Genomic DNA, 16,730 nt, shown 5'->3' with positions numbered 1-16,730 from the left:
AAGCCATAGCCGATCATAGAGCGCGTTATGCATTCTTAGGCCTTCGCACTTATACCGTTATCTCCATGTTGCATATTCCTATCTCCGCCTATCTCTTCAACCATGCACTCAAGAGTGCGATACAAGGCCTGCCGCTTTGACCAGGGCACGAGTGTAGTCGCTGGTAGGCCCGGCCAAGAGCGCCTGGCATTCACCCTGTTCCACCAGGGCTCCATCCTTCAGTACGAGTACGCGGTGCGCCATGGCACGCACCACGGCCAGATCATGACTGATGAAGAGAAAACTCAAACCACGGCGCGCTTGCAAATCGCGTAGCAGCTCGACGAGCTGCTTCTGCACGGTGCGATCCAGTGCCGAGGTGGGCTCATCGAGTACTACCAGGGCCGGTTCCAGGATCAAGGCACGGGCGACGGCGATGCGCTGGCGCTGGCCGCCGGAAAACTCGTGAGGGTAGCGTGCTGCGCAGTCGGCAGGCAGACCGACTTCGTGGATGGCGGCTCGTACGCGCTTATCCACCTCCTCATCGGCAAGCTCAGGGAAGTGGAAGCGTAAACCTTCACTGATGATGTCGGATACCGGCATGCGTGGGGAAAGTGATCCATAGGGGTCCTGGAACACCACTTGAATGCGGCGACGCCGCTTGCGCAGGGCATTGCCGGTCAGGCGGTCCAGCCGTTCGCCGTCGAGTTCTATCTCGCCGCGACTTTCCACCAATCTCAGCAGTGCCATGGCCAGCGTGGTCTTGCCCGAGCCGGACTCCCCGACGATACCCAGCGTTTCGCCCGGTGCCAGGTGCAGGTCGATCGGCTTCACCGCCTCGAAAGCCGGAGGACGCTTGGCGAACAGCCGTTTCGGACGTTGGAAACTCACTGCAACGCCGCGCGCCTCGAGCAATGTCTGCGTCGAGGTGACCGGCGCCGGACGGCCGATCGGCTCGGCATCCAGCAGCGTTCGTGTATAGGCGCTGCGTGGCGAGGCAAAGACTTCGCCAACGGGTCCTGTCTCCTGCTCCTGCCCATCGTAGAGCACGCAGATGCGATCGGCGTGACGCCGCACCAGGTTGAGGTCGTGGGTGATGAACAGCATACCCATGCCGTGGCGATCGCGTAGCTCGGCAAGCAGGGCAAGGATTTCCTGCTGCACGGTGACATCAAGTGCCGTGGTGGGCTCGTCGGCGATCAGCAGCTCTGGATCGTTGGCGATGGCCATGGCGATCATCACGCGTTGCCGCTGGCCGCCCGAGAGCTGATGCGGCCAGGCGTCCAGCAGTTCATCGGGGCGCGGCAGCTTGACTTGTTCCAGCAGCGTGCGGGTGCGCTCACGAGCCGCACAGCCCGATAGTCCCTGGTGCAGGCGCAGGGTTTCACTGATCTGCTTGGCCACGGTGTGCAGTGGGTTGAGCGAGGTCATCGGCTCCTGGAACACGAAGCCGACGCGCCCGCCTCGTAGCCCCTGCCATTCGCGTCTCTTCAGCGTGGTGAGGTCGGTGTCGCCAAGCCAGCGGCCGCCCGTGATCTGGGCATTATCCGGTAGCAGGTTCATGGCACCCAGGGCCGAGACGGACTTGCCGGAGCCGGATTCGCCGACCAATGCCAGGGTTTCACCACGTCGTACTTCCAGGGTCAACTCGCGGAGAACCGGCTTGCCGTCGAAGGCAATCGAGAACTTGTCGAGGCGCAGCAAGGGTTGCGATCGAGAGTCAGGCATTGGGCTGGGTCCTGGTCAACGGCGTGGCGCTGGGTGCGTGCTGAATGTGTCGTGGGTCGAAAGCGTCGCGCAGTCCCTCGCCGATGAAGACCAGCAGCGAGAGCATCAACGACAAGCTGACGAAGGCGGTAATGCCAAGCCAGGGCGCGTGCAGGTTGTTCTTGCCCTGGGCCACCAGTTCACCCAACGAGGGTGAACCTGGCGGTAGGCCGAAACCGAGGAAGTCGAGCGCCGTCAGGGTGGTGATGGCGCCGGTGAACAGGAACGGGATGAAGGTCAGGGTCGCCACCATGGCGTTGGGCAGTACGTGACGCCACATGATCAGCCGTGATGGCAGTCCCATGGCCTTGGCGGCACGCACGTATTCGAGGTTGCGGGCACGCAGGAACTCGGCACGCACCACGTCCACCAGACCGAGCCACGAGAACAGCAGCATGATTCCCAACAGCCACCAGAAACCGGGCTGGACGAAGCTGGCCAGGATGATCAGCAGGAACAGCACCGGCAGCCCCGACCATATCTCGGTGAATCGCTGGCCGATCAGGTCGGTCTTGCCGCCGAAATAACCCTGAATGCCGCCGATGATCACGCCCATCACCAGCGAGCCACCGGTCAGCACCAGGGCGAAGAACACCGACAGGCGAAAACCGTATATCACGCGCGCCAGTACATCGCGGCCCTGATCGTCGGTGCCCAGCCAGTGCCGTGAATCGGGGGGAGAGGGCGAAGGGCGCATCATCTGCATGTCCAGTGTCTGGTAGGAGAAGGGGATCAACGGCCAGACGGCCGTGCCACGCTCCTCGATCTGCTCGCGGATGAAAGGATCGTGATAGTCGGCGCGGGTGGGCAGGAAACCGCCGAATTCCGTCTCGGGATAGTCCACCAGCAGCGGCACGTACCACTGGCCGTCGTAACGCATGGCGATGGGCCTGTCGTTGGCGATCAGCTCGGCCCCGAGGCTCACCATGAACAGGGCGAGGAAGATCCACAGCGAGACCCGGGCACGGCGATTGCTGCGGAAGACGTCGATGCGGCGCCGCGTGATGGGGGAGAGCTTGGAAGTGAACGCAAATGCCATCGGCTCAGGACTCCCGTGTCTCGAAATCGATGCGTGGATCCACCCACACGTAGGTGAGGTCGGAAACCAGCTTGAGGATCAGTCCGATCAGGGTGTAGAGGAACAGCGTGCCAAAGATCACCGGATAGTCGCGCTGCATCACTGCCTCGAAGCCGAGCAGCCCAAGCCCCTCGAGCGAGAAGATCACCTCGATCAACAGCGACCCGGTGAAGAAGATCGTTACCAGCGCTCCTGGAAGCCCGGCGATGATGATCAACATGGCGTTGCGGAACACATGCCCGTACAGAGTACGCTGATCGCTTGCTCCCTTGGCGCGCGCCGTGAGTACGTACTGCTTGTGAATCTCGTCGAGGAAGCTGTTCTTGGTCAGCATGGTCAAGGTAGCGAAGCTGCCAATGGTCATGGCCGTTACCGGCAGGGTGATGTGCCAGAAGTAGTCCTTGACCTTGCCCCAGGTAGTGAGTTCCTCGAAATCCGGCGAGGTTAGCCCGCGCAGGGGGAACAGGTCCCAGTAGCTACCGCCGGCGAACAGCACGATCAGCAGGATGGCGAACAGGAAGCCGGGGATGGCGTAGCCGACGATGACCAGCCCCGAGGTCCATACATCGAAGCGAGAGCCGTGATGAAGTGCCTTGCGTATCCCCAGCGGAATCGAGATCAGGTAGACCAACAGCGTGGTCCATAGCCCCAGTGAGATCGACACCGGCAAGCGCTCGACCATCAGCTCCACCACCGGCCGATCGCGGAAGAAGCTGTTACCGAAGTCGAAGGTGGCGTAGTCGCGCATCATGGTCAGGAAGCGAATGTGAGCTGGCTTGTCGAAGCCGAACTGCTGCTCGAGCTGCTCGATGAATCGCGGATCGACCCCTCGGGCGCCGCGTGACTCGTCCTGTACCACCACGTCGCCGCCGCCGGCGTCCAGGCGCGTGCTGGCCATGGCATCCATACCCTCGAAGCGGGCCAGCATCTGATCGATCGGGCCCCCGGGGGCAGCCTGAACGATGATGAAGTTGAGCAGCATGATGCCGATCAGGGTAGGAATCATCAGTAGCAGGCGGCGCAGGATGTAACGACTCACGATAGATCATCCTTGTAGAAGCTTGGGTAACGAGTAACACCGGCCTATCTGCGTCGTAGACGGCGGTTCAGCTCGTTTTCACGGTCGGTATCCACCCACCAGGCCGAAAGATCGAAGCCGTACCTGGGGAAGGGCTCCGGGTAGCCGAACTTGTCCCATACCGCGATGCGTGTCTCTCCGGAATGGTACTGGGGAATGGTGATGAAGCTCCACAACAGCAAACGATCCAGCGCGCGGGTGGCGGTATTGAGCTCCTCGCGGCTGTCGGCGCGAATGAGCCGTTCCACCAGGTCGTCCACGGCCGGGCTCTCGAGGCCCATCAGATTGCGGCTCTGAGGGGAGTTGGCGAATTCGCTGGTCCAGTATTCTCGCTGCTCGTTGCCCGGATTGTTGGACTGCGGAAACTGGCCGACCACGATATCGAAATCGAAGCTGCGCAGGCGGTTGAGGAACTGGTTGATGTCGACGATGCGCAATCGACCCTGGATGCCGAGTCGCGACATGTTGCGCAGCATCGGTTGCACGACCCGCTCCATGCCGCTGTCGAACAGCATTACCTCGACGGTGAGAGGGCGCCCGCGGTCATCGACCAGTGTACCGTCACGCACCTCGTAGCCGGCTTCCAGCAGCAGGTCGTAGGCGAGTCGCAGGCGTTCGCGCAGATCGTCGGGGTGGTCGATAGGCACCGGGCTGTCAAACACGCGCGCGGGTAGCTCCTCGCGATGTGGCTCGAGCAGCTCCAGCTCCGCCTCGCTCGGCAATCCCTCGGCCGCCATCTCAGAATTCTGGAAATAGCTCTCGGTAGGGTGGTAGGAGTCGTAGAAGAGATTGGCATTTAGCCAGGGAAAGTCGAAGGTCAGGTTGAGCGCTTCACGTACCCGTGGATCCTGGAACTTGGCACGACGCAAGTTGAAAACGAAGGCCTGCATGCGCGAGGGAGTGCCGTCAGGCACGGTGATGCGCTTGACCAGGCCTTCATGATAGGCAGGAAAATCGTAACCGATCGCCCAAGTCGCCGCCCGGGCATCGATACGATAGTCCATCACTCCGGCTTTGAAAGCCTCCCAAGCGATGTCGCGGTCGCGGTAGTAATCGTAGATCAGCCGCTCGATGTTATGACGCCCCACGTTGACGGGCAGGTCTCGCCCCCAATATTCCTCGTCGAGGCGATAGACGATACGGCGGCCCGGCTCGACGCTGGCAATGCGGTAGGGGCCGGAGCCGGGGTGACGGGCCAGCGTGGGGGCGCTGAAATCACGCTCTTCCCAATAATGCTTGGGCAAAATCGGTAGCTGGCCGACGATCAGCGGCAATTCACGCGAGTGGTTGGTGGAAAATTCGAAACGCACGGTATGGCGATCCAATGCCACCACGTTCTCCACGTCGGCGTAATAGCCACGATAGAAAGGGTTACCTTCTTCTAGCAGCAGGTTGAAGCTGAACACGACGTCATCCGCCGTGAGCGGCTCGCCGTCGTGAAAGCGTGCCTCGGGGCGCAGGTCGAATTCGATCCAGTGCCGATCAGGGTCGAGACGTATGCCTTCGGCCAGCAGACCATAGACGCTAAAGGGCTCGTCGACGTTTTCTGTGAGCAGCGTATCGTAGATCTGGCCGATGCCGATGGCCGGCGTGCCGCGGATGATGAAAGGGTTGGTCGAATCGAAGCTGCTGCCCACCGCGGCCTGAGTCATGCTGCCGCCCTTGGGGGCATTGGGGTCGACGTAGGGGAAATGGCTGAAGTCGGCAGGCAGAGCCGGCTCATCGTAAAGCGCCAGGCCATGCACGGTAGGTACTTCGTCAGTAGCTATTTCGTCCGCCTCGGCGGCGAATGACGAAGCCCCCCAGCCAAGCAAAAGACAATAGACGAGAGTGGAACGCAAGACGAACCGCATCAATGACATCCTTGGTGGAGGCTGGCCCGGCATCCCGGGCATTACCGCCATAAGGTGTCAGGCCATCCGTCGCTTGTAAACCTCGATGTGCAGCGGACGGTGGTTGCCTGATTCAACGTGCCGCAAGGCTGCGCCGAGGAATCTCGAGCCGTTGGCCAGCATGGATGACGTCCCCGTTGAGGCCATTGTGCTGGCGCAGTTCGGCCACGCCGATGCCGTGGCGGCTGGCAATCGCGGAGAGACTGTCGCCACGCTGGACGAGGTACTGCTCGCCATCGATGGAAGCCGAGGGAGCCGGCGCACTGAGTTCTGCCAGCACCGCCTCTTCCTGTTCAATGGGCACCAGCACCACGTCGACCGCGGCGGGGTTGGCATTGCCGTTGGTCAGTCCGGGATTCAGGGCAGAGAGTTCCGCCTGGTCCACGCCAGCCACGCTGGCCAACTGCGACAGGCTGATCGGCGCATTGACCGGCACCTTGGCGAAAGCGGGGGCGTCGTCGATCTCGGGCAGTGCGATGCCATGGGCTTCTGGATCGTCGATGATGGCAGCGATGGCATTGAGCTTGGGCAGGTAGTTCATCGTCTCGCTGGGCAACTGCAGGTGCCAGTAATCACTGGGCGCACCCCGTGCCGCCGCAGCGTGTCGAGCCCGGTTGACCGTACCAGCACCGGCATTGTAGGCCGCAAGCGAGAGCTCGATGTCTCCCTCATACCATTGCTCGGCCTGCAGCTCGATATAGTCCAGCGCGGCCTGGGTCGAGGCGATGACGTCAAGACGAGCATCGTAGCCATTGTGGCGACGCAAGCCCAGTGCATCGGCGGTACCTGGCATGAACTGCCACAGGCCGGCAGCGCCTCGATGACTGCGGGCTTGGGGATCGTAGGAACTCTCCACGAAGGGGATCAGGCCGATCTCACCGGGCAGCCCCCGCAGCTCGACTTGCTCGGTGATCCAGGCCATCCACGGCCGGGCGCGCTCGATGATCTCGATGACGTTGTTCGGGTTGGCACGGTAGTGTTCGATCCACTGCCGCACCCGGGCATCATGGCGACGATCATGCCATTCCAGGTTGTCACGCAGCCGCTCCCAGGCATCCCCAGGAAGGAAATCGAGGCTCAGATCATCCCAGAAATGATGGGTCGGAACGGCCGGCGCGGCCCCGGGGTGTGGGCTTGCCAGTAGGGTCGGACTGGTTGCCGACAGCGCACCGATCAAAGCGATGCCACCGGCAAGGGCCAAGGTCCATTGCCGTGTCGTTCGGTAGGTCATTCCGTTCTCCTTCAGGGCATGTGTCGTTCCCACTGCCCATGGGATGCGTCGATTCTCAGAAACTGTCTTTCCAGGCACGCAGGGTGGCGAAAGTGGCCTGGTCGGTATCGGTACTGCCATGCTGCGCAGCCGTGGCGCGTACATCGGGGTCATTGCAGCGCAAGAAGGGATTGATGCGCTTCTCCCGGGCCAGATGGGTTGGCAGCGTGGGGCGGTCGAGATCGCGGACGCGCTGGGCCTCTACAACGGCATCGGCAACGTCCCGGTTATGCGGGTCAGCGGCCTGGGCAAACCTGAGGTTGGCCAGGGTGTACTCATGTGCAGCGAACACCAGCGTGTCGTCCGGCAGCTCGGCCAGGGTCTGCAGGGAACGGTACATCTGCTCGGGGGTGCCTTCGAACAGGCGACCACAGCCTGCGGAGAACAGGGTGTCGCCGCAGAACAGCAACGGCGGAATGCCGGCGGTGAAAAAGGCAATGTGATCGAGAGTATGTCCCGGTACCTCATGGACATCGAAGCGCCGTCCCATGACCCGGCAAGTGTCGCCTGTGCCGACACGCGCCGTCAGGCCGGCGATGCCTGGATTGTCGGGGCCGATCACCTGCGGCGAGTAGCGATCGATGAGTTCCGGCAGGCCACCGGTATGATCGGGATGATGGTGGGTGATGAGAATGGTGCCGAGAATGAGACCTTCTTGCTCGAGAACACGGATGACCGGCTCTGCGTCGCCTGGATCCACGACACAGACTTCGGGGCTCGTATCCTGGCGCATGAGCCAGATATAGTTGTCGCTAAAAGCGGGAATCGGTGTCACGCTCAGCATAGGCGGTCTGTCCTTCGTCGCGTCGTCAACCGAAGTGAGTGGCGGTCGTTGGCCCGTTTCCTCGCACTCGGCGGCGCGGCCGGGCGCCACCGTAGACTCTCGACCACGGGGCTCTTGACAGGGCCGTGCACGGCAAAAATGCAAGAAATGACCTGCAAAACCGGTGATCATGGAGGTAATGGTCAGCAATGTCAAACCCGCATGAGGCGCTCGCCCTGGCTCGGCTGTATCGAGAGGGGCGCCGCTACTGGTCCAGTGACAACGGCCAGGCCCACTGGCGCGCCGAGCGAGCCTGCCTGGGACCGATCTGTGAGAGCCTTCACGGTGGCCATAGTCTGGAACTCGGCATGGGACCTTCGCTTACCGACATGTCGCCCATCCGCCACAACATACGCTGGGTACCGACGACCGAGCTATCCGAGGATTCTTCCGCCCTGGTGTGTCCCCTTGATGCCCTTGCACTGCCCGATGAGTGCCTTCACCTGGTTATCGTTCATCACCTGCTGGAGGTCGTCGACGAGCCCCATCGGCTGCTGCAGGAGGCGGCCCGGGTCACCGCGGACGATGGCTGCCTGATCGTGCTCGGCTGGACGCCGCTGGGCATGACCGGCCTCTCGCGGCTCTCGCCGGGGCGCCGCAACCGCCTGCCTTGGCGAGGCCATTGGCGCACGCCGTCCAAACTGGGCGATTGGCTCGCATTTGTGGACTTCCGCGTCGAGCGGGTAGACTACTGCGGCTTTCACTTCCCCGGCAGCCTGCCTAACAATGCCGCTCTGGAAACGCTGGGACGGCGCCATAACGTGCCGCTGGGTGACAGCTACATCATTCACGCCCGCCGCCGAAGCCGGCTCGCTCAGAGCCAGCGTCCCAGCTTGAGGCTGCAGGGCACCTTGGGCGGCGGTGCGCTGGGCCATGCCACGCGTGTCGGCAGTACTGCCGTACCGGAACCGAGCAGAAGGATCCCCGAAGTTGAGTGCCAGTGACCCCGACAAGCCGCTACCCAGAGTCATCATCCATACCGATGGCGCCTGTCGAGGCAACCCCGGGCCGGGCGGATGGGGGGCCGTACTGAGCAGTGGCCGGCACGAGAAGACCCTGAACGGCTTCGAGGCGACCACCACCAATAACCGGATGGAATTGATGGCCGCGATCATGGCACTGCGAACGCTCAAGCAGGCCTGTGAGGTTGAGTTGTGGACCGACTCCGAATACCTGCGCCGCGGTATTACCGAGTGGATACACGGCTGGATGAAGCGCAATTGGAAGACCGCAAGCAAGCAGCCGGTCAAGAACGCCGAGCTGTGGCGGGAACTGCTCGAGGAAACCCATCGTCACCGTATCCAGTGGCACTGGGTCAAGGGGCACAGTGGTCACCCCGGCAACGAGCGTGCCGATGCACTGGCCAACGCCGCCATCGATGCCCACTGGGCCCACTGCAAGTCGCAAGCCACCCAACCTGAGTCCTAGACCATGCGTCAGATCGTTCTGGATACTGAAACCACCGGCATCGACCCCCGCGAGGGCCACCGCCTGATCGAGATCGGCGCCGTGGAACTCGTCAACCGGCGCCTCACGGGTAACACCTACCATCAGTACATCAACCCGCAGCGTGAGGTCGAGGCCGAAGCCATTGGCGTGCATGGCATCACCAATGAATTCCTCGTCGACAAGCCGGTATTCGCCGAGGTCGCCGATGCCTTCTGGGAATTCATTCGTGGTGCTGAACTGGTAATCCACAACGCGGCATTCGATGTCGGCTTCATCGACCACGAATTCACGCTGCTGCAGGGCACGCGCGGTGAGCCGCGCCTGGGGCCGGTGGCAGAGCACTGTCGCATCCTCGACACCTTGCAGCTGGCCCGCGAACGCCATCCCGGGCAGCGCAACAACCTCGATGCGCTGTGCAAGCGCTACGAGATCGACAATGGCCGGCGCGTGCTGCACGGTGCATTGCTCGATGCCGAGATCCTGGCCGATGTCTACCTTGCCATGACCGGTGGGCAGACGGCGCTATCGCTGGATGCGGAAGAGCGGAACAGCAGCCAGGCCATGGCCAGCGGTCTGTCGATCAGGCGCATGACCCTGCCCGCCGGCAGTCTTCGCGTGCTGCGACCCGGTGACGATGAACTCGCCGCGCATCAGGCCAAGCTCGAGCAGATTCGCCAGGCTGCTGGCAGCTGCCAGTGGGATACGTTGCCGGGGCCGCTCCAGGGGAGCCGCGATGCTGCGCCGTGAACTGCCGCTCGAAGCCAACCATGGGCGGCTGCTCCGGGTGGCGGCCGGGCGAATAGCGCCCGGGGCCGAGAACACCCCACTGCAGGCCGCGCAACCCTGGCCGGACAGCGTTCAACCACTGGCCTACTGGCATGACGAGCCGATCGCGCTATCGGTGGAAGAGCAGGCCGGGGAGGACTGGCCTGACGGTCGTCAATGGCTTTCCCGGCTCCCCGAATCCTGGTTCCCGCTGATCTCCACGGCCTTGCAGGTGGCGGCCTGGCTGCGCGACCACCGATTCTGCGGCCGCTGCGGAGTGCCTGCCTCACGGCTCGACGCTGAGTTCGCCATGCACTGCGAGCAGTGTGGGCACCGTAACTATCCTCGCATATCGCCCTGTATCATCACTCTGGTGACGCATGGCGATGCCATGCTGTTGGCCCGAAGCCCACGCTTTCCGCCTGGCCGTTATTCCACCCTGGCGGGTTTCATCGAACCGGGGGAGTCGGCCGAGGAAGCGGTGCATCGCGAGGTATACGAAGAGGTGGGCATCAGTGTGGGGCGGATACGCTACTACCGTAGCCAGGCCTGGCCTTTCCCTCATGCCCTGATGCTTGGCTTCTTTGCGGAAGCGGCCAGCCGCCGCATTCGCATCGATGGCATCGAGATCGCCGACGCAGCCTGGTTCCAGCCGAAGCGACTACCGCAATTGCCGCCCCCCTATTCCATCTCGCGGGCGCTGATCGAGACCCACCTAGCCGAAGTGGCCGACGGTATCGGCGTGAAATGAAACGGGCCGCCAGAGGCGGCCCGTTGCAATCGGTAGACCTATCGCTCAGCGATTCGGGAACAGGCTCGTCAGCTTGGTGGCCAGCATCACATTGCCGGTGGCCTTGAGCTTACCGGTCATGAACGCGGTCATGCCATTGACTTCCCCGGTCATGATGCCCTTCAGCGTATCGCTGCTCATGGAGAGGGATACTGAGGGATCGTCGTGCTCGCCTTCCTCGATCGACATGGTGCCATCCTTGACGACCAGATAGTGGCTGCCGTTGTCGCTGAAGTGGAACTGGAAGATATCATCCATGCCCTGGGCAGCCTGGGGGTCGAAGCGTTCTTGCAGTTTGTCTAAGGTCGAGATGGACATGGGGACGTTTCCTTTTTTGATGATCGGGATGGACTTGGCAGCCATCTGCAAGAGATTATTTTAAACGATCGTTTCAATCAAGCCCGTTGTCAGTGACCCCGCTCGGGGGCACGATTGGACGATCTATGCAGAGACGGAGTGGGCAACGTGAATGAATGGCTGATGGACATGGGACGTTTCGTCGTACAAATGTCGATCCTGACCCTGCTGGTCGTGGTCGCGGTAGTCGTGATCGCTCGGATCAAGAGCGAAGCGGGTGAGCGTGTCCGGCTGCGGGTGGATGAGTTGAACGATCGCCTGGAATACCGCCGCCGTCGACTGACGATGGCCGCCACCGAGCCGAGTGCCCGCAAGCGCCTGGCCAAGGCTTTCCGGCGCGATGACAAGAGCCGCTCCCGGGCTGGCCGCAAGCAGACCGGTGGATCCCGCAGCACGGTATGGGTACTCGATTTCCAAGGTGATATCAAGGCCACGGGCGCTGGGCGGCTCGCCGAGGAAATCTCCGCCGTGACGGCGGCCGCGGCCGAAGGGGACGAAGTCGTGATTCGCCTGGAGTCGGCGGGAGGACTGGTGCATTCCTACGGTCTGGCAGCCGCTCAGATCGATCGCCTACGCGAAGCAGGGCTCTCCACTACGGTGTGCGTAGACAAGGTGGCTGCCAGCGGGGGCTACCTGATGGCATGCGCCGCGGATCAGCTGCGCGCCGCACCTTTTGCCGTACTGGGCTCCATCGGCGTCGTGGCACAGTTGCCCAACGTCCATCGCCTGCTCAAGCGACACGATGTCGACGTCGAGCTGTTGACCGCAGGCGAATACAAGCGAACCCTGACCGTGTTTGGCGAAAACACGGAAGAAGGGCGTGAAAAATTCCAGTCGGACCTCGATAACATCCATGGCCTGTTCAAGCAGCATGTGGTTCAGCGTCGCCCGGCTCTCGACATCGACGAGGTAGCGACGGGCGAGGTGTGGTATGGGCACGACGCACTCGAAAAGGGACTGGTGGACGCCTTGGGTACCAGCGAAGCCTATCTGGTGGCACGGATGGAGGAGGCACGGGTGGTCAGCGTGCGCCTGGAAGCTCGGCATCCGATGGGAAAACGACTTGGCCTGGCCGTCAGGGAGGGCGTGGGAGATGGGGTCGAACGCCTGCTGGAACGACTCGATGCAAGCCGATGGGAAAAACGCTGAGTCGAATGCCCATTTCGAGCTTTGTCACACCTCCTGCAACCGCATGAGCGTACCAATCATCTGGCGCGCCTGTTCCCCTTGCAGCGAGTAGTAGATGGTCTGCGATGCTCGGCGCGTCGAGACCAGCCCTTCACGTCTCAGGATCGCCAGGTGCTGGGACAACGCCGACTGGCTCAAGGCCAGTCGCTGGTTGAGTTCGGTGACCGACAGCTCGGATCCATCCAGCAGGCAAAGAATACGCAGCCGATTGTCGTTCGCCAGCGCCTTCAACAGGGCAGTGGCCTGGTCGATGGCCGGGTTGCCGGCCTGAAGAAGGCGGGATGCAGCGCTGTGCGAGGTGCTCATGATGATCTCCCCGTGTTGCTGCCCGAACAATGTTCTGGCTCCGGGCTAGCGGCTTCGGGCGGCTACCACGGCCCACGACAGAGCGCGCAAACCACCTGTCGCAGACGGTGCGATCCGGCAGTGCCCAAGTTTGGTCATGGCATTGCTGATTTAGTCATCATTGATAGTGACACCGCGACTGTCAAACGAAGAATCAACCGAACGACTCATCTCATGACTACAGCACGTCAGGTTGTCAACAATGCGCTCTCGAAATAGACGTTTTTCTAACCTTTTCAAGTCAAATTAGCCGATGGTATGAAGGAAATCCTCAGGGAAACCTCTAAAGTGTCAACAATCAAAGTTTCGTGAGATGCCAGGGCAGAACGCACATGACAACCTACAATGCCGAATTCCAACGCTCCATCGACCAGCCGGAAGCCTTCTGGGCCGAACAGGCGCGCCGGATTCCATGGTTCACGCCGCCCAGCACCATTCTCGAATATGACGAGCAGGGCCACGCCCGTTGGTACACGGATGGCGAGATGAATATCTGCCATGCGGCACTGGACCATCATGTGGCGCAGGGGCGTGGCGACCAGCCAGCCATCTACTGGGACTCTCCGGTCACCGGCGGCAAGCGCACCCTGACCTATCGCGAGATGCGCGACGAAGTGGCCTTGTTTGCCGGCGCCTTGAAGGGCCTTGGGGTGGAGAAGGGTGACCGGGTCGTCATTTACATGCCCATGGTGCCAGAGGCACTAGTAGCCATGTACGCCTGTGCACGCCTGGGTGCCGTGCACTCGGTCGTCTTTGGTGGCTTCGCCCCTCACGAGCTTGCCGTTCGCATCGACGATGCCAGGCCGAAGGTCGTGGTCGCGGCATCCTGTGGTATCGAGATCGACCGGGTGATCCCCTACAAGACGAATATCGATACAGCCATCGAGCAAAGCGAGCACAAACCCGATGCCTGCATCTACCTGCAGCGCGAGCAGCTGCGTGCCGAGCTCGGCGCGCGCGACCACGACTGGTCGACGCTGGTGCAGGACGCGACACCTGCCGAATGCGTGCCGGTCAAGGGCAGCGACCCGCTATACGTGCTGTATACGTCCGGTACAACCGGCAAGCCCAAAGGCGTGGTCCGCGATACTGCGGGTTATGCGGTGGCGTTGCACTACTCCATGGAAACCATCTACGACGTGGCACCGGGCGACGTGTTCTTCTCGGCCTCGGACGTGGGTTGGGTGGTAGGGCACTCCTACATCGTCTATGCCCCTCTGCTGCGTGGCTGCACCAGCGTTGTCTACGAAGGCAAACCAGTCAAAACGCCGGATGCAGGTGCCTTCTGGCGGTTGATCAGCCAGTACCGGGTCAAGAGCTTCTTTACCGCACCGACGGCCTTCCGTGCGATCAAGAAGGAGGACCCCGACGGCAAGCTGCTGCAACAATACGACATCTCCTGCCTGAAGGCGCTGTACCTGGCCGGCGAGCGCCTCGACCCACCGACCTTCCACTGGCTCGACGACCTGCTCGAGGTGCCGGTGATTGACCATTGGTGGCAGACCGAGACCGGCTGGCCGATCGCCGCCAACCTGCAGGGGCTCGAGCCGATGACCACCAAGGCCGGCAGCGCCACCGTGCCGGTGCCGGGTTTCAACGTACAGGTGCTCGATCGCGAAGGCGAGCAGGCGGGGCCGATGCAGCAGGGCAGCGTTGTGATACGGCAACCCATGCCACCGGGCTGCCTGGTGGGAATATGGGGCGATCCTAAGCGCTTTCACAGCGCCTACATGGCGGCCTTCCCCGGCTACTACCTGACCGGTGATGGCGGCTACTTCGACGAAGATGGCTATCTCTTCATCATGGGCCGCACCGACGACGTCATCAACGTGGCGGGGCATCGGCTGTCGACCGGCGAGATGGAGGAGGTGGTCGGCGCACACGAGGCCGTAGCCGAGTGTGCCGTGATCGGCATCCATGATGCGCTCAAGGGTCAGGTCCCGGTCGGCCTGGTGATACCCAAGGATGGCTTCGATGGGGACGAGGTCACGCTCGAGAACGAGCTGATCGCCCTGGTGCGCGAGAAGATCGGTCCAGTCGCTTGCTTCAAGCAGGTACTGGTAGTCGACCGGCTGCCCAAGACACGCTCCGGCAAGATCCTGCGCAAGCTATTGCGTAATATCGCCGATGGCAAGGAGTATGGCGTGCCCTCGACCATCGATGACCCAGCCAGCCTGCAGGACGTGCATGAGGCCATGAAGGAACGTGACGTCGGCTCCGCCCACGAGGCTCGCCAGGTCTGACCAAGGCCGTTTCTGGAGTTTGTATTGCGCCGCCCGCCGGGCGGCGCGCTTGTTGATGGCCCGTGATTCCACATTGGCCAGCATCAACGGTGCCACGTATAATCTTCGCCTCATTCCGGCAACCGCTTTCGTCGGGCGCCGGCGAGGGTTCCCTCACCCCTCGTCAGTCGACATGGCCACACCAAGGCCGCCAAAAAGGATTCACTCATGTTCCTACTGTCGGAAGCGCAGCAACGCCGCTGTCTACTGCTGCTGGTGACGTTCCACATTCTCGTGATCGCCGCCAGCAACTACCTCGTACAGTTGCCGTTCACCCTGTTCGGATTTCATACCACCTGGGGGGCGTTCAGCTTTCCCTTCATCTTCCTCGCCACCGACCTCACGGTAAGGCTGTTCGGCAAGGAGCCGGCCCGGGCCATCATCATGCGGGTCATGCTTCCGGCGCTGATCATCTCCTATGTCGTCTCCGTGGTCTTTCCGCGGGGAAGTTTCGCCGGGATCGAGGCTTTGGGCGAATGGAACCTGTTCGTGGCCCGCATCGCGCTGGCGAGCTTCATGGCCTATGTGCTGGGCCAGTTGCTCGACGTTCAGGTCTTCGATCGGCTGCGTGCCCTGCGGGCCTGGTGGATAGCGCCGGCGGTTTCCACCGTGCTGGGCAACCTTGCCGATACTGCGGCATTCTTCGCCATGGCGTTCTACCGTAGCCCCGATCCCTTCATGGCGGCGAACTGGGTTGAAATCGCCACGGTGGACTACGTGATCAAGCTCGGCATCAGCCTGTTGTTCTTCCTGCCTCTGTATGGCGTACTGCTGGCCTGGCTAAGTCGCAGACTGGTAGAGGTCACCGGGCAGCAGGACCTGGCACCGCAGCGTTCCTGATCGGCAAGAATCCATAGCATCGTCAAGCCAACCACGGGGAGAAGCGATGAGCGTCGAACTCAACTACCAGGATACCGGCGGAGAGGGTACGCCTCTGATCGTGGTGCATGGCCTGCTCGGCAGTGCCGACAACTGGCGTTCCCACATCAAGCAGTGGCAGGCCCAGCGGCGCGTGGTGGCGGTCGACCTGCGCAACCACGGCCGCTCGCCGCACGCCGAGGGCATGAGCTATCGCGAGATGGCTGAAGACCTGCTGGCACTCATGGATCGCCTGGACATCGAGAAAGCGCACCTGCTCGGTCATTCCATGGGCGGTAAGGTCGTCATTAGTCTGGCGCGACTGATGCCCGAGCGTGTGGCATCGCTGATCGTCGCGGATATTGCACCGCAGGCATATGGACATGGCCATGACGCCGTATTCGCCGGGCTCAGGCAACTCCAGCGTGGCAAGCCCACGAACCGGCGCGAAGCCGATGAACTGCTGGCCAAGCATGTGGACGAGCGGGCCACCCGCCTGTTTCTGGCCACCAACCTGGAGCGAGGGGAGGATGGCGAGCTAGTGCTGCGAGTGGGCCTCGATCAGATCGAAGCCGGCTACCGCGACATCATGCACGGGCCGGCCGGGGAGGGAGCCTTCGAGGGACCAGTCCTGGTCCTGCGGGGAGGGCGATCGCACTACGTTCCGGACTCGGCATTGCCAGGCCTGCGTGAAGTGTTACCCAATTCGCGCTTGGTGACTCTCGAAGAGGCCGGCCACTGGCTACACGCCGAACGGCCCGAGGCATTTCAGTCGGCAGTCAATGAATTCCTGGATTCGTTGACCTGAG

General features: G+C 62.2%; 16 protein-coding genes. 8 read left to right on the top strand and 8 right to left on the bottom strand.

The features are described from left to right. Positions 1–108 precede the first annotated feature (108 nt). The 6 genes from ACUY1T_RS01190 to gloB form a co-directional block, all read right to left on the bottom strand. Positions 109–1,707, bottom strand: a complete 1,599-nt coding sequence (locus ACUY1T_RS01190; protein WP_446019894.1) for an ABC transporter ATP-binding protein — start codon at positions 1,705–1,707, stop codon at positions 109–111. Next, on the bottom strand, positions 1,700–2,785 hold the full coding sequence (locus ACUY1T_RS01185) for an ABC transporter permease (RefSeq protein ID WP_446019893.1): 1,086 nt from the start codon (positions 2,783–2,785) through the stop codon (positions 1,700–1,702). The genes ACUY1T_RS01190 and ACUY1T_RS01185 overlap by 8 nt, the downstream gene beginning before the upstream one ends. 4 nt (positions 2,786–2,789) lie before the next feature. Next, positions 2,790–3,863: a microcin C ABC transporter permease YejB gene (locus tag ACUY1T_RS01180; protein WP_446019892.1), complete on the bottom strand. Its 1,074-nt coding sequence runs from the start codon at positions 3,861–3,863 to the stop codon at positions 2,790–2,792. Positions 3,864–3,907: 44 nt separating this feature from the next. After that, positions 3,908–5,755, bottom strand: coding sequence for an extracellular solute-binding protein (locus ACUY1T_RS01175; RefSeq protein ID WP_446019891.1), 1,848 nt, complete (start codon positions 5,753–5,755; stop codon positions 3,908–3,910). A gap of 112 nt (positions 5,756–5,867) precedes the next feature. Continuing rightward, entirely contained in the window at positions 5,868–7,025 is a 1,158-nt protein-coding gene (locus tag ACUY1T_RS01170; RefSeq protein ID WP_446019890.1) for a transglycosylase SLT domain-containing protein, read from the bottom strand. Positions 7,026–7,080: 55 nt separating this feature from the next. Continuing rightward, positions 7,081–7,848 (bottom strand): hydroxyacylglutathione hydrolase, encoded by a 768-nt coding sequence (gene gloB, locus ACUY1T_RS01165; protein WP_446019889.1) that lies wholly within the window; start codon positions 7,846–7,848, stop codon positions 7,081–7,083. A gap of 188 nt (positions 7,849–8,036) precedes the next feature. Between gloB and ACUY1T_RS01160 the strand changes: the two genes are divergently transcribed. The 4 genes from ACUY1T_RS01160 to nudC are packed head-to-tail and all read left to right on the top strand — an operon-like array spanning position 8,037 to position 10,852. Next, positions 8,037–8,831 (top strand): class I SAM-dependent methyltransferase, encoded by a 795-nt coding sequence (locus tag ACUY1T_RS01160; RefSeq protein ID WP_446019888.1) that lies wholly within the window; start codon positions 8,037–8,039, stop codon positions 8,829–8,831. Further along, positions 8,818–9,315, top strand: a complete 498-nt coding sequence (gene rnhA, locus ACUY1T_RS01155; protein ID WP_446019887.1) for a ribonuclease HI — start codon at positions 8,818–8,820, stop codon at positions 9,313–9,315. The genes ACUY1T_RS01160 and rnhA overlap by 14 nt, the downstream gene beginning before the upstream one ends. Before the next feature lie 3 nt (positions 9,316–9,318). Continuing rightward, the gene (gene dnaQ / locus ACUY1T_RS01150; RefSeq protein ID WP_446019886.1) at positions 9,319–10,083 is read left to right on the top strand and encodes a DNA polymerase III subunit epsilon; all 765 of its coding nucleotides are present in this window, start codon (positions 9,319–9,321) and stop codon (positions 10,081–10,083) included. After that, on the top strand, positions 10,070–10,852 hold the full coding sequence (nudC, locus tag ACUY1T_RS01145; protein ID WP_446019885.1) for an NAD(+) diphosphatase: 783 nt from the start codon (positions 10,070–10,072) through the stop codon (positions 10,850–10,852). Before dnaQ ends, nudC begins: the two co-directional genes overlap by 14 nt. A gap of 45 nt (positions 10,853–10,897) precedes the next feature. Here nudC and ACUY1T_RS01140 read toward each other — a convergent pair whose 3' ends face one another. Next, positions 10,898–11,209, bottom strand: a complete 312-nt coding sequence (locus ACUY1T_RS01140; RefSeq protein ID WP_446019884.1) for an SCP2 sterol-binding domain-containing protein — start codon at positions 11,207–11,209, stop codon at positions 10,898–10,900. Positions 11,210–11,356: 147 nt separating this feature from the next. On the opposite strand from ACUY1T_RS01140, the gene sohB reads away from it, so the two are divergent. Beyond that, positions 11,357–12,397, top strand: coding sequence for a protease SohB (gene sohB, locus ACUY1T_RS01135; RefSeq protein ID WP_446019883.1), 1,041 nt, complete (start codon positions 11,357–11,359; stop codon positions 12,395–12,397). Between the two features lie 24 nt (positions 12,398–12,421). Here the strand turns inward: sohB and ACUY1T_RS01130 are convergent, their stop codons facing one another. After that, positions 12,422–12,742, bottom strand: a complete 321-nt coding sequence (locus ACUY1T_RS01130) for an ArsR/SmtB family transcription factor (protein WP_446019882.1) — start codon at positions 12,740–12,742, stop codon at positions 12,422–12,424. 347 nt (positions 12,743–13,089) lie between these two features. Between ACUY1T_RS01130 and ACUY1T_RS01125 the strand changes: the two genes are divergently transcribed. The 3 genes from ACUY1T_RS01125 to ACUY1T_RS01115 all read left to right on the top strand — a co-directional run bounded on the left by ACUY1T_RS01125 (position 13,090) and on the right by ACUY1T_RS01115 (position 16,729). Beyond that, positions 13,090–15,024 carry a propionyl-CoA synthetase gene (locus ACUY1T_RS01125; RefSeq protein WP_446019881.1) on the top strand — a complete coding sequence of 645 codons (1,935 nt, stop codon included), beginning with the start codon at positions 13,090–13,092 and terminating at the stop codon, positions 15,022–15,024. A gap of 207 nt (positions 15,025–15,231) precedes the next feature. Continuing rightward, positions 15,232–15,903, top strand: coding sequence for a 7-cyano-7-deazaguanine/7-aminomethyl-7-deazaguanine transporter (locus ACUY1T_RS01120; protein WP_446019880.1), 672 nt, complete (start codon positions 15,232–15,234; stop codon positions 15,901–15,903). 46 nt (positions 15,904–15,949) lie between these two features. Continuing rightward, positions 15,950–16,729, top strand: coding sequence for an alpha/beta fold hydrolase (locus tag ACUY1T_RS01115; RefSeq protein WP_446019879.1), 780 nt, complete (start codon positions 15,950–15,952; stop codon positions 16,727–16,729). Position 16,730 lies beyond the last annotated feature (1 nt).

Source organism: Billgrantia sp. Q4P2, from assembly GCF_052806135.1.
The sequence above is the reverse complement of the archived record's forward strand: the minus strand, read 5'-3'. Positions and strand labels throughout refer to the sequence as shown.